This window comes from Arthrobacter sp. Bi83, from assembly GCF_918698095.1.
Classification (GTDB): domain Bacteria; phylum Actinomycetota; class Actinomycetes; order Actinomycetales; family Micrococcaceae; genus Arthrobacter.
The window spans coordinates 42,916-56,428 of sequence record NZ_CAKKLY010000025.1 but is presented as its reverse complement, the minus strand read 5'-3'; the positions used below and the strand labels follow the sequence as shown (position 1 = coordinate 56,428).

Here is a 13,513-nt window from a genome sequence, read left to right as displayed (position 1 = left end):
GGAGCCGGCAGGAGCGTGTGCCGCGTCCCACATGATGCGTCCCACATGATGCGTTTCACACTAGGCGAGCAGCTAAGGGCAGAGACTTATGCAGTCGCACAGTTTGCCTCGCCGGAAAACGGGCAGACTTCCAACGGGAAGTACTAATAGTCAACGCAAGTTTTCTGGGGCGGACTTTTGTAACGGAGCGGAAATCTTCGCCCAGCGGGCACATCTATGCCGGAACCGCGAAGAACCGTTCCGTCACCTTAGCAAGACGGTGCGGATCCTCCACGCCGCACAGTTCCCTCGCGGAGTGCATCGACAGGAGGGGCACCCCCACGTCCACGGTCCTGATGCCCAGCCGGGTGGCCGTCAGCGGCCCGATGGTGGAGCCGCACGGCATGACGTTGTTGGACACGAATTCCTGGTAGGGAACGCCGGCTTCGCCGCAGAGCCGTGCCCAGAGGGCGGCACCGGCGGCGTCCGTGGCATAGCGCTGGTTGGCATTGATCTTGAGCAACGGCCCCCCGTTGAGGAGGGGATGGTTGACGGGATCATGCCGCTCGGGATAGTTCGGGTGGACAGCGTGTCCGGCATCCGCGGAAACGCAGAACGACGCCGCAAACGCCTGCCGCCGCTGGCTCACCGACGCCCCCAGCCCGTCCGAAATGCGGACCAGGACGTCCTCGAGCACGGGCCCGCAGGCGCCCGAGCGCGACGCCGAACCGATTTCCTCATGATCAAACGCAGCAAGCACGGCAATCGGGGCCGGTACGGTGGTGGAGGAACCGCCCCCCGGCCGTGACGCGAGGGCGATAAGGGCCATCAGCCCGGCGTGCGTCGCGGAGAGGTTATCCAGCCGGCCGGAGGCGAAAAACTCGCCCTTGGCCCCGAAAACGGCAGCCGGCTGCGTGTCCGCAATGACGACGTCGTATCCCCCGATCTGCGCAGGGTCAACAGTCCCGGCGCCGGACACACGCTGGGCCAGGAGTCCCAGCAGGTCCTCCCCGGCTGGATCGCCGAGGCCGAACACCGGATTCATGTGCTGCTGCTTGTCCAGGGCCAAGCCCTCATTCACGGCACGGTCGAGGTGGATGGCGAGTTGAGGAAAGCGCAGGAGCGGACCGGTGGCGGTGAGGTGCTGGGTGCCGTCGAGCATGACCAGGCGTCCGGCAAGCTGCAGTTCGCGGTCCAGCCACGAGTTCAGCAGGGGTCCGCCGTAGACTTCCACGCCGGCCTGCAGCCAGCCGAACCTGCCGGTGGTGGGCTTGGGCTTGAGCTTGAAAGACGGCGAATCCGTGTGCGCGCCCAGAATGTTGAAGCCGGTGGTGGGGCCGGCACCATCGGGGGTCACCCAGGCGATCAGTGCGCCGTCGCGGATCACATAAAACTTGCCTGCCGCCGCTTCCCACGGCTCAAGCTCGTCCAGCCCGGTAAAGCCCGCCCCGTCCAGCCTCCGCGCCGCTTCGTGGACGGCGTGAAAGCTCGACGGCGATGCGCTGACATAGTCGCCCAGGTCCCGGATGTGGTCTGCGGCAGAGGTGTGGAGAGGCATGGCTCCGAGTCTAGCGCCGCGTTAGACAGTGACGTTGAGACCTGCGGTATAGCCGGCCGATACTGAACCCGACATGGTGGCGAGCTGGTAGATGCCGCCGTCGTCGCCGAAGACGTTGTCCGACTGCAAGGTGGTGTTGGGGAAATTCTGGGCGCTGGTCTCATAGCCAGGGGACGTGTAGACCACCTTGCAGGCCGCATCGGTCATCGCGATCTGCGAGACCGCCAGCACCTGCCCGGCCGCTGTGGCGTTATTCATGGATTCAAAGACTTCGAAGTGGATGTGCGGCCAGCGGCCGTTGTAGGCACCCGGGTAGACGGTCTTGAAGGTGACCTGCCCGTTAGCGTCCGCTTCCTGCACGCCGCGGAGGTAGTTCTCGTTTTCCAACCCGGAATCGTACAGGGAGTACTTTCCGTCCCGGTCACAGTGCCAGGCGTAGACGGCGGCGCCGGCCAGCGGAACGCAGCCGTTGGCGTTGTCGAGCAGGGTCAGCGTGACGGTCAGCGGTACGCCGTCGACCTTCGTGGCTGACGTACCGAAGCTGGACGTGATGTCCTGCCGCACCACGCCGGAGGCCTCGAGGACGTTCGGGCCGTTGGACCCGTCGCCCGGGTAGGGACCGGCCGTTTCCTGCGGGATCTCCACACCGCACTCGGCGATCGCCCGGGTCACCGTAGGGGAAGCTGTGGGGGATGCACTGGCGGAGGATGCGGCGGAAGCCGCGGGCGCCGTCGTCGTGCCCGTGGATCCGGCCGGCGCGGACGCCGAGGTTCCGGTGGTGCCCGCAGAACCGGACGACCCACCCGGCGTGCACGCAGCCAGCGCAGCAGCCGCCGTGCCGGCGCCAAAGAACATGCCCAGGGATCGCCTGCTCATCAGCGTCGTGAGGTCGAACTGGAGGCCACGGTCGTGGTCGGGATGCGGCCTGTGCGGGGAGTGCTGCACGTCGGGGGTGCGGGGTGATGTGCTCATGGATCCATGAAACGCCAGGCAGCTATGGCCCGCATAGGGCAATCCTGTGCGGAAGCTGTGCGCGGGGCGCCTGGCGGTACCTGCCGGCGGCCGGTTCAGTAGTCCGGGTTGCTGGGGGTCACGAGTCCTGTTTCGTAGGCATAGACCACGGCCTGGACCCGGTCCCGCAGGTGGAGTTTGGTGAGGATCCGCCGGACATGGGTCTTCACCGTGGCCTCCGAGAGGAAGTACCGGTGCGCGATTTCGGCATTGGACAGGCCCTCGGCCATTGCCTCCAGCATTTCGGTTTCCCGCGGAGTCAGAGCTTCCAGCAGCGGATCCCGGTGGGCGGGGGTGGCGGCAGCCGCGGCCGGCGCGTTGGCAGCCGCACCACGGACGTAGGTTTCCAGGAGCCGTTGGGTAACGCGGGGCGCGACGACGGCGTCACCGCTGGCCACCACCCGCACGGCCTGGACCAGCTCGGACGGCGCCACGTCCTTGAGCAGAAAGGCCGACGCTCCGGCCTGCAGCCCGGCAAAAGCGTACTCATCGAGGTCGAAGGTGGTCAGGATGATGATCCTGGCGCACGAGCCGGAGACGGTGATGGCGCGGGTGGCCTCAATCCCGTCCAGGACCGGCATCCGGACGTCCATGAGAACGACGTCGGGCTTGAGCTCGCGGACCTCCCGGACTGCCTCGGCCCCGTCCGAGGCTTCGCCCACCACTTCCAGATCGTCTTCGCCCTCCAGAATGAGCCGGAAGCCCATCCTCAGTAGCGGCTGGTCATCCACCAGCAAAACCCGGATGCGTCCGGCATCGCTCATTCTTCCCCCTTGTTGCCGTTGAGTGCCAGGACAGCCTTCACCCGCCAGCCGCCGCTGGTGGTCCGCCCAGCCTCCACGGTACCCCCGTAGATCCCGGCCCGTTCCTTCATGCCCGTCAATCCCTGCCCCGAACCAAGCGCGCCTGTGCCGGTGGGTGCGGAGCCGGTGCCCCGGCCGTCATCCACTACTTCGATGGTGACCGTGGACGGGTCACGGACCACCGTAACGTCAACGCGGCTCAGCGCCCTGCCATATCGCAGCACGTTGGTCAGCGACTCCTGAACAATGCGGTAGACGGTCAGCTGGAACGCGGCATCCGCCGGCAGCGCGGGTCCGGTGTGCGAGTAGTGCACGGGAAGCCCTGCCGCACGGAACCCGTCCAGGAGCTTGGCGAGGTTGTCCCCGGCAGCCAGCGGCTCGCGCGGCGCCTGCCCCGCGGACGCGTCGTCGCGCAGGACCCCGAGAACGCGGCGCATATCCGCCAGGGCGGTACGCCCGGTCCGGGACATCTCTGCCAAGACCTCTGCCGCGCGTTCGGGATCCTTCCGGACCACCACGGCGGCCCCGTCCGAAAGTGTGACCATGACGGTCAGCGAGTGCGCCACGACGTCATGCATTTCCCGTGCGATCCGGTTCCGTTCATTGACGGAGCCGAGCTTGGCCGCCTGGGCCGCCCACGCGGCAATCTCCTGTTCGTGTTCCCGGCGCTGGCGAACCGATATTCCGATGCCTGTGGCGAGAACGTTTGAGAGCGCGATGGTTGTGCCCGCCGCGATGCTTGAGATCAGCTGGAACTCTTCGGGCGACGTTGCAGAGGCGGGCAGTTCCCTCTCCAGCGGACCCACAGCCGCGAAGAAGTAGAGCAGCGCCAGCGGTGCCGTCGCGAGCGCAAGCGTAACCAGGGCGAACCGCCTGGTGCGCACCACGGCGAGGGCGTAAAGCGAGAACCAGAGCCCGGCGGAAACGTTGGTCCCCCAGGGATGCAGCACGGTGACAGCCACCTCCACGGCCGCAATGAACGCCACAAGAGGAACCGGATAACGTCGCCGGAGAAACAAGGACAGGGCGACGGCGGTGAGCAGCCCGGCTGCCAGCCAAACCCCGGCGCGTACGGCGTCCACCATGGTGGGTGTCACCAGCAGGAGATAGCAGAGAACCACCACGGCATCCATGACGCGCGGATGCTGGTGCAGGTAGCGGCGCAGGCGGCCGCGGCGCCTGGCCGCTATCTCGGCGAAGGACGCGCCGCCCTGGCCGGCCGGCGCGTCCTTCAGTGGAACAGCTTCAGTCATGAAACGAGCCTAGGCTCTGACCCTAGACGTCGCGGATTTTCAGCAGGATCGTGGCGAGGGCCAGCGGCACCACTACCCAGGCGCCCAGCACAAGTCCGGCCTGCCAGACTTCGAGGGTGTCCGGGACGTGCTCTACGGCCGTCAGGGGCGTCAGCGTGTTGCCGGGCAGGTACTTGCGGGCTTCCACGAAGAAGTCGCCCGGAATCAGCTGGAAGGCGATGGGTGCCACGAAGAACAGTCCCACGAGGCTCATGATGCCTCCGGCCGAGTTCCGCACCAGAGTCCCGAGGGCCATGCCGATCGCGGCCACGGCAGCCACATAGGCACTGTTGACGAGCAGCAGCTTGATTGACTGGGAACTGGCCAGATCCAGCTTCAGGCCGTAGTTGTCCAGGATCGGCACGGCAACCAGGCCCGCAACGTAGGTGGATACGGCCGTCAGGATGAAGGCGCTGACCATCACCACGGCGAGCTTGGCGACGAACGCGGGGATCCGTTTGGGCACGGCGGCAAACGTGGAGCGGGCCATTCCTGTGGTGAACTCGGAGCTCATGAGCAGCACGCCCAGCGAGCCAAGGATGAGCTGGGCGAAGGCGATGCCGGACGTGGGGACAGTGACTGCGAGGTCCCCGCCCTGGGCCGCCAGTGCTTCCGCCGCCTGGGGATCGGAGCCGGCCGCATCAGCGAACTGGCCGGTTCCCCAGGCGGACAGGGCGCCGAACCCCACCATCACCACGGCCGTGGCGGCGAGCAGGATCAGGGTGGACAGAAGCGTCCGGAACTTGATGAATTCAGAGTTCAGCACGCGGAAGAAACTGGGTCCAGGACCCGGGCTGGCGGTACGGGCGTTGCTGGAGTGCGCGGGGCCGGCGCTGCGGGGGCCGGGCTGGGCGACGGTTGATGTGCTCATGGCTTTAGTTGCCTCCGGACTGGACGGGGACGGGGACTCCCGTGGTAATCAGCGAGTGGTATTCGACCTCATCCTTGGTCAGCTCCATGTACGCCTCTTCGAGGCTGGCCTGCAGCGGAGTGAGTTCGTAGATCATGACGCGGCTGTCGAGCGCCGCCCGTGCGATCTGGCGGGGGTCCAGGCCCTTGACCTCGAGCAGTTCGTGGTCCTGGACTTCAACGGAGACGCCGGTTCCGGCGAGGACGTTCATAAGCTGGTCGGGCTGGTCCGTGCGGACCCGCGTCCGGGTCTGTCCCTTGCCGGTGATGATGTCCTTGATGGGTGCATCGGCGATGATCTTGCCGCGGCCGATCACGATGAGATGGTCGGCGGTCAGCGCCATCTCGCTCATGAGGTGGCTGGACAGGAACACCGTGCGGCCCTCGGAGGCCAGGAACTTGACCAGATTGCGGACCCACACCACGCCTTCGGGGTCGAGGCCATTGACCGGTTCGTCCAGGATGATGGTCTGCGGGTCGCCCAGGAGCGCGGCGGCGATGCCCAGGCGCTGCCCCATGCCAAGTGAGAAACCCTTGACCTTTTTTCGGGCCACGTCGGCCAGGCCCGTCATCTCGATGACTTCGTGGACACGTTTCTTGGGGATGCTGTGGGTGGCGGCCATGGCCAGGAGATGGTTGTAGGCCGACCGGCTCGTGTGGACAGCCTTCGCGTCCAGGAGGGCGCCGATCTCACGGAGCGGGGCCACGTGCCGGGCGAACGGGACGCCGTTCACGGTGACCGTTCCCGCCGTCGGGCGGTCCAGTCCCATGATCATGCGCATGGTGGTTGATTTGCCGGCCCCGTTGGGGCCCAGGAAGCCGGTGACCCGTCCGGCCTGGACGGTGAAGTCGACGCCGCCGACGGCGGTTTTGTCGCCGTAGACCTTCGTCAGGCCTTGTGCCTCGATCATGGAGCGGTCCTTTGCCTAGCTGCGGAGTGCTGATTGGTCTGCACGTTCCACGCTACCGATGCGGACGGTCGAATTCGCCGGTCTCAGGGATGATTCAGGGGCGAATCAGGGTTGTCCGGCGTAGTCCGGACGGATGAGCCCCTAGTCCTTCGGACGCGGCGAGTAGTACTTCAGTGCGCCGCGCTTGAGAGTGATTTCAACTGCTCGCACACCCGGCATGGTTTCACCGTCCACAGCGAGCACCATGGGCACCGTTCCGCATTCAAGCCGCACGTGGCTGGCCTCCCTGAGGTGGGTAATTTTGGAGGTGGCCACGGTGCCTGTCAGCACGGACCAGAGCATGCGGAGGCGCGCAAAGGATTCGTCGGCCGTGATCATCCTGACATCCAGCACTCCGTCGTCGAGCACCGGGCGGAAGAGCGGGGCATGGTCCCTGGGGTAGTAGCGGCCCCGGCCAAGGTACATGATCCACAGTTTGTGGCGGACGCCGTCCACAATCAGCGTGACGGGCTTTTCCACCGCGAACGTGCGGAACATCGCCGCGACCCCTGCCAGCGGCTTTCCCAGGGCCGGCTGCAGCTGTTCGCGGCGGCGGACCAGGTTGGGGTAGAGCCCGATACTGGCGGTGTTGAGCATGATGAGCTCCACCATTTCGGGGTCGTCCGCCAGCCCTCGTTCCACGGCCACGATCCCGACGTCGGCCTGCGCCGCCTCGCCCTTTCCCGCTGCTTCGACCGCCTCCTGGAGCGAGGGCGTTCCGGCGTCCCTGGCGAAATGGTTGAGCGTGCCGCCCGCCAGTACCAGCAGGGGAAGGTCATGTCCGACGGCGGCCGCAGCAGCCGTGCCCACGGTTCCATCACCGCCCCACACCGCCAGCGCACGCGTCCCGGGCCGCGTCGCCGCCGTTTCTATCTGTTCGGCCAGGTCTTGGTCCGGCGCGATCGTGGTTATATGTGCAAGAGGGAATACTTCCCGAAGGGCATCCGCGGTCTCCTCCGTGAAAGAACCTCCCAACGAATTCACCGCGATGCTCAGGCCCTCGCCGCTGGGCACCTGGGCCGTCTTGATCCACGTGCGGGTAGTGGGCGGGAACGGGGGCCGGACGGGCCACCATTTCCTGGTGATGAGGGCGGCCCCGGCTCCGATGGCCGAGCCGAAGAGGACGTCTGACGGCCAATGGGCCCCTGTATGCACCCGGGAGTATGCAACTCCGGCAGCAACGGGCGCCACCGCCGCGCCCAGAACCGGCTGGACGAGTCCTGTCCCGAGGGCGAAAGCCACTGCCGACGCAGAATGGCCGGACGGCATGGAGGAGCTGGTGGGCTGGGGATGGACGAAACGGAAAACCGGCAGGTGCTCGGGCAGCGGGCGGGTGCGGGGCAGCAGGGTCTTGAAGACGATGTTGGTGACGGCAGAAGCCACACCCTGTGCGAGCAGCCCGTGAACGGCGGCCCTCCTTGTGCGTCCGGGAACAAGGGCGGCCACGGCGGCCACACCGAACCAGAGCTTACCCTTGTTCGCTGACGCGGAAAGCCGGCGGAAGAAGGTGTCATGATGCCCGCCTGGAAATCCCGAGACCGCCCGCATCAGTGTGCGGTCCATCCCCGCCACCCAGCCCGGGCCCCGTCGCAGCATTCTTCGCATCAGCCCACCCTACCGCCGGGGTGCGGGGCTGGACATTGGCCCGCCCGGGCCGCGGTTCGCTCCCTCGAGGTTCATTCCCTCGAGGACAGCGGCTTGGCGGCACCGGCCAGCAGCAGCGCCACCAGGATCGGTGCGGCGATGGCAAGGAGCGCCAGGTGGATACCGGTGAGGTCGCCCAGATAACCGAGCAGCGGAGGGCCGGCGAGGAACGCCACGTAGCCGATGGTGGAGACCACCGAAACCCTCGCAGCGGCGTGCTTGGGGTCATCGGCGGCGGCGGACATTCCCATGGGGAACGCCAAGGCTGCCCCGACTCCCCACAGGGCGGCGCCCACGGCGGCAAGCCAAACGTCGCCCGCGAAGACGAACAGCGCGAGGCCGGCAGCCGCCGCGGCCATGCTCGCCCGGAGCACGGCCACCCGCCCGTACCTGTCGATGACGCCGCCTCCGAAAAAGCGCATGGCTGTCATGGCCAGGACAAAGAGTGCGAAGAGCAGCGCCCCGGTGGACTCCGTCGTGCCGAGGCCGTCCACCGATGCCTTGGCGATCCAGTCGTTGCCCGCCCCTTCGGTCAGAGTGGCACCGAGAACCACTACCCCGATCAGCAAAGTGCGGGAATTTCGCCAGGCGGACGGACCGCGGGCCGGCTTGGACTCACCGGCGTCCGGCACCTGCGGTGCTTCATGGGGAAGAAAGTAGCGCGGCGTGATGAAGGTCAGCAGGGCAACGGCGGCTGCGATGACCAGGAGGTGCTGGGGCAGGCCCACGCCGACTCCGGAAAGCCCCGCACCGATGAGTGCACCCAAGAAAGCCCCGCCGCTAAAAGCCGCATGGAACTTGGGCATGATCGTCCGGCGGAGGCGATGCTCGACGTCGGCCCCTTCGACATTCTGGGAAACATCCCACAGACCGACGCCCATGCCGAAAAAGAAGAGCGCGACCGCAGTACCCGGAACAGACTCCGCGAGCAGCGAGATCGCGATGCCCACACCCGCCATCGCCGCCAGCAAGCCACTTGCCCGGACACTGTTGGCCGTGCCGATCCTGCTGATGACATGCCCGGCGGTGGGCAGCGCGATCAGCGAGCCCACGGCGGTGCACAGCAGAAGTGTGCCCATCTGCCCGGACGAGATGTGCAGGATTTCGGTGACAGCCGGAATGCGGGCCGCCCAGCTGGCGAAGACCAGGCCGTTGGCGCCGAAAATAATGAACGTGGCAACGGCAGCGGCGGAGACCTGCCGGCCGGCGATCTGCTGGGTGGAAGTCATTCGACAACTCTAGCCAAAGGTCGCTGGCTGGGCGTGCCGAAACCCGGGTCCACCTCGGGATTCAGCAGGTGCCCAACGCTCTCTCACTTCCTGCCGCCACATCCCCAACGCTCTCTCACTTCCTGCCGCCGCATCCCGAACGCTCTCTCACTTCCTGCCGCCGCATCCCGAACGCTCTCTCACTCCCTGCAGCCACATCCCCAACGCTCTCTCACTTGTCGCAAATAACGCCAAACGCTCCCTCACCGTGTGAGAGAGCGTTGGCACAAAACGTGCAGAAAGTGAGAGAGCGTCGTGCTTAGCGGGCGCGCTCCACGCGCTTTTCGTCCCAGACCGGCTCCGCGGATTCGTAGACGCGCCCGTCGGAACCGAACACCAGGAAGCGGTCGAAAGTCCGGGCGAACCAGCGGTCGTGGGTGACAGCGAGGACTGTGCCCTCAAAGTGGTCGATGGCCCGCTCGAGGGCCTCTGCGGAATGCAGGTCCAGGTTGTCGGTGGGCTCGTCCAGCAGCAGCAACGTGGCACCGGAGAGCTGCAGCAGCAGGATCTGGAACCGCGCCTGCTGCCCGCCGGAGAGCGACTCGTATTTCTGCTCGGACTGGCCTGCGAGCCCGTAGCCGTCCAGCGCTCCGGCGGCGGCCTCGCGCGCCAGTCCGGAGCGGTGTTCGTCGCCGCGGTGCAGGATCTGCAGCAGGGTCTTGCCGAGCAGGTCCGGCCGCACGTGGGTCTGCGCGAAGAAGCCGGGGCGGATGCGGGCGCCGAGTTTTACGGTTCCTTCGTGGGGCACTTCGGCGATTTCGACGTCGGACACGGGCAGGTGTTCGCGCTCCGGGTCGGTGCCCCCGGTGGCGAGCAGCCGCAGGAAGTGGGATTTACCGGAGCCGTTGGAGCCCAGCACGCCCACCCGGTCCCCGAACCAGATTTCGGTGGAGAACGGCTTCATGAGGCCTGTCAGTTCGAGCTTTTCGGCCACGATGGCGCGTTTGGCCGTGCGGCCGCCCTTGAGACGCATCCGCACGTTCTGCTCGATGGGCAGCGCCTCGGGCGGCCCGACCTCCAAGAACTTTGCGAGGCGCGTCTGGGCGGCGTGGTACCGGTTGGCCATGTCCGAGCGGAATGCCGCCTTGTTCTTGTACATGTTGACGAGTTCTTTGAGCTTGATGTGCTCCTCGTCCCAGCGTTTGCGGAGCTCCTCGAAGCGGGCATTGCGGTCGGCGCGTGCCTCCACGTACGACCCGAAGCCGCCGCCGTGTACCCAGGCACCGGCACCGTTGATGCCCGGCTCAAGGGTGACGATGCGGCCGGCAGCGTTGTTCAGCAGCTCGCGGTCGTGGCTGATGAAGAATACGGTCTTCTTCGACTCATTGAGCCTTCCCTCGAGCCACCGCTTGCCCGGGACGTCGAGGTAGTTGTCCGGTTCGTCGAGGAGCAGCAGCTCATCAGGGCCCGCGAACAGCGCCTCCAGCACCAGGCGCTTCTGCTCGCCGCCGGAAAGGCTCGACGCCGGGCGGTGCTGCGCGCGGTCAAACGGCAGTCCCAGCGCGGCCATGCAGACTTCGTCCCAGACGGTCTCGACGTCGTAGCCGCCGGCGTCTCCCCAGTCGACGATCGCCTGGGCGTACCGCATCTGGGTGGGTTCGTCGTCGTGCTCCATCATGGCGAGCTCGGCGTCGTCCACGGCGCGGGCAGCGGCCGCCAGTGCCGCCGGGGCGGCAGAAACCAAGAGGTCCTTGACCGTGGAATCATCCCGGACCTGGCCCACGAACTGGCGCATGATACCCATGTTGCCGGATCGGCCGATCACGCCCTCGTCCGGAATGAGATCGCCGGCGATGATGCGGAACAGTGTGGTTTTTCCGGTGCCGTTGGGGCCGATCAGGGCTGTCTTGGTGCCGTCGGGGACCTTGAAGGTCACCCCGTTGAGCAGCTGGGTGCCGTCGGAGAGGAAGTAGTCGATGCCGGAAACGTCAATATGGGCCACCCGGCAATCTTCCCATGGCTGACTCCTACGCTCCCGCACGTCCCGTCACCAGACGGCCAAACCCTCCTGCGTTCGCTGCAGGAGGGTTTCGCGGAACGTTGCGGGAGCTGCGGGAGCGTTCGGATCAGCCGGCGGCAGTCAGGAACTTCTTTAGGAGTGGCCCGGACGTGGTGGCGCCCAGCCCGCCGTCTTCAACAAAGACCGCCACAGCCAGGTCACCATGTACTGCGATGATCCAGGCGTGCGTCTTCGGCGGCTTGGCGTCGCCAAACTCCGCTGTGCCGGTCTTGGCGCCCACGGGTTCGCCCGGCACATCAGCCAGGAAGCCCGCATGTCCGGAGGTCACCACCGCGCGCATCATGTCGGCGAGGGAAGCGGCCTCCGCCTTGGTCACCGGAGTCTGCGCATTTTTCGCGGGAGCCTCTGCCGTGACGGTCGACGACGGCGACGCGCCTTCTGCGGGTTGCGTGCCTGCCGCTCCGCTGGCGGCGGGTGAGGCACCCGGGGTGGCGTCCGGGTTGAGGACCAGCACCGGCGACACCGGTGCGCCCTTGGCGACTGAGCCGGCCATGATGGCAGCGGAAAGCGGGGACATCAGCACCCTGCCCTGGCCGATCATGGCCGCCGCGTGCTCGGTACCCTCGGCCTCACCGGGAACGGAACCAAGAAAGGCATCAGCCCCCAGCTTCGGGGCCTCAACCGCCACGCCCAGGGACGTTGCCGCTGATTCAAGCTGCGCCTGCGACACCTTCTCCCGTACTGAGATGAAGGCCGTGTTGCACGAGTGGGCAAAGGCGTCGCGCAGTGTCACCGAGCCCAGCGAATCGGCGGGATAGCCTTCCGCGTTCTTGAACTTGCGTCCATCCACCGTCAGCGTCGGCGTGCATTCCACCGTTGAATCTGGGGTGAACCCGTTGCGCAGCATGGCCAGGGAGTCCACCACCTTAAAGGTGGAGCCGGGTGCGTACTGGCCGAGCATTGCGGTGTTGTAGCCGTTGCTCCCGGGGCCGGACGCCGCGGCCAGCACGGCTCCCGTGGACGGACGGAGGGCCACGATGGCGGAGGCAGGCTTGATGTCCGCGAGGGTGTCTTCCGCGAGCTGCTGCAGCTTTGGGTCGAGAGTAGTCTTGAGCGGCGTTCCGGCGGTCGCCTTGATCTCGAAGACGGTGCGGCGCGGATCGGTCGGGGCGGCCTGGATCTCTTCCCTCGTGAGATCCGCGCGCTGCACCCTGATCGCAAGGCCGGCCGTTCCACGGAGCTGCTCGTCGTACTGCTGCTGCAAACCACCGGTGCCTGTGACGTCGCCGGCGGTCAGGGCGCCGTCGGACTTTTCGATCTGTTCTGCGCTGGCCTCGCCGACGGTGCCGAGTATGGCGCGGGCAAAGTTGCGGGTGGGGGCGAGCGGCAGCTTGTCGGGGATGGCGCGGCCGCCGGGAATGGCCTCGATCTGGGCGTCGGTGACGGTGCGGCTGTTGGTGTCCCGGAGGGTGATGGCGGGAACAAAGGCTTCCGGTCCGGAGGCCTCAACCTGCTGGGCGTAGGCCGCGGGGTCGATACCCACGAGTTTGGCCAGCTTGGTGGCTGAATCGGCCGCAGCCGCGGTGCCGAGCTGTGGTTTGTCGATGCCGACGTTGACCACGGGCCGGTAGGTGACGAGTTGAGCATCCTGCGCGCCCAGGATGTCCGCGCGCTGCGGGGACTGTGTGGACTTGCTGAGGATCTCCCCTTCGACGAGGTCCGGCACAAGCATGCCCGGGGACCAGACCGTGAGCCACTTGTCTGCGGACTTCCGGAGCCCGGCAGAAACGGTGTACTTCCATTCGCCGGAGTCGATCTTCCAGCTGTAGCTCAGCGGAAAGCTGGCCGTGTCTCCGTCAAGCTTGAGTTCTCCCGCTTCCACGGACGGCTTGGCAGGCTCGAGGGCCTTGAATACCTGTTTCAGCTGGTCGTTGGCCACGGAAGAGTCCCGGCCATCGAATGCAACGGGGCGGAGATCCAGCCCCGCCACGGCCGATGCCAGCTGCTTTGCGGCCGCTTCGGCACCGCCGCGGCCGTCATCGCAGGCCACCAACGACGTGCCAAGAATAAGACCGATGAGAGCAAGTGAAATTTTTTTTGAGTTCCCCACTGCGCCATTATGCCCCTTCCGGCAGCCCA

Annotated in this window: 10 protein-coding genes; all 10 read right to left on the bottom strand. The window is 66.7% G+C overall.

The window, feature by feature from the left end; all coding sequences use genetic code 11:
• Positions 1 to 214: 214 nt before the first annotated feature.
• The 10 genes from LQ144_RS13140 to LQ144_RS13095 all read right to left on the bottom strand — a co-directional run bounded on the left by LQ144_RS13140 (position 215) and on the right by LQ144_RS13095 (position 13,484).
• On the bottom strand, positions 215 to 1,537 hold the full coding sequence (locus tag LQ144_RS13140) for a M18 family aminopeptidase (RefSeq protein WP_230119150.1): 1,323 nt from the start codon (positions 1,535 to 1,537) through the stop codon (positions 215 to 217).
• Positions 1,538 to 1,558: 21 nt separating this feature from the next.
• Positions 1,559 to 2,509 carry an intradiol ring-cleavage dioxygenase gene (locus LQ144_RS13135; RefSeq protein WP_230119149.1) on the bottom strand — a complete coding sequence of 317 codons (951 nt, stop codon included), beginning with the start codon at positions 2,507 to 2,509 and terminating at the stop codon, positions 1,559 to 1,561.
• A gap of 95 nt (positions 2,510 to 2,604) precedes the next feature.
• Positions 2,605 to 3,312, bottom strand: coding sequence for a response regulator transcription factor (locus LQ144_RS13130; RefSeq protein ID WP_230119148.1), 708 nt, complete (start codon positions 3,310 to 3,312; stop codon positions 2,605 to 2,607).
• Complete coding sequence (locus LQ144_RS13125) at positions 3,309 to 4,604, bottom strand: sensor histidine kinase (protein ID WP_230119147.1); 1,296 nt, start codon at positions 4,602 to 4,604, stop codon at positions 3,309 to 3,311. The genes LQ144_RS13130 and LQ144_RS13125 overlap by 4 nt, the downstream gene beginning before the upstream one ends.
• Positions 4,605 to 4,626: 22 nt before the next feature.
• Positions 4,627 to 5,514 (bottom strand): ABC transporter permease, encoded by an 888-nt coding sequence (locus tag LQ144_RS13120; protein WP_230119146.1) that lies wholly within the window; start codon positions 5,512 to 5,514, stop codon positions 4,627 to 4,629.
• 4 nt (positions 5,515 to 5,518) lie between these two features.
• Positions 5,519 to 6,463 (bottom strand): ATP-binding cassette domain-containing protein, encoded by a 945-nt coding sequence (locus LQ144_RS13115; RefSeq protein ID WP_230119145.1) that lies wholly within the window; start codon positions 6,461 to 6,463, stop codon positions 5,519 to 5,521.
• Positions 6,464 to 6,604: 141 nt separating this feature from the next.
• On the bottom strand, positions 6,605 to 8,107 hold the full coding sequence (locus LQ144_RS13110) for a bifunctional phosphatase PAP2/diacylglycerol kinase family protein (protein ID WP_230119144.1): 1,503 nt from the start codon (positions 8,105 to 8,107) through the stop codon (positions 6,605 to 6,607).
• Between the two features lie 71 nt (positions 8,108 to 8,178).
• Entirely contained in the window at positions 8,179 to 9,375 is a 1,197-nt protein-coding gene (locus LQ144_RS13105; RefSeq protein WP_230119143.1) for an MFS transporter, read from the bottom strand.
• Positions 9,376 to 9,673: 298 nt separating this feature from the next.
• Complete coding sequence (locus LQ144_RS13100) at positions 9,674 to 11,356, bottom strand: ATP-binding cassette domain-containing protein (RefSeq protein ID WP_230119142.1); 1,683 nt, start codon at positions 11,354 to 11,356, stop codon at positions 9,674 to 9,676.
• 124 nt (positions 11,357 to 11,480) lie between these two features.
• Positions 11,481 to 13,484 (bottom strand): penicillin-binding transpeptidase domain-containing protein, encoded by a 2,004-nt coding sequence (locus LQ144_RS13095; RefSeq protein WP_230119141.1) that lies wholly within the window; start codon positions 13,482 to 13,484, stop codon positions 11,481 to 11,483.
• Positions 13,485 to 13,513 lie beyond the last annotated feature (29 nt).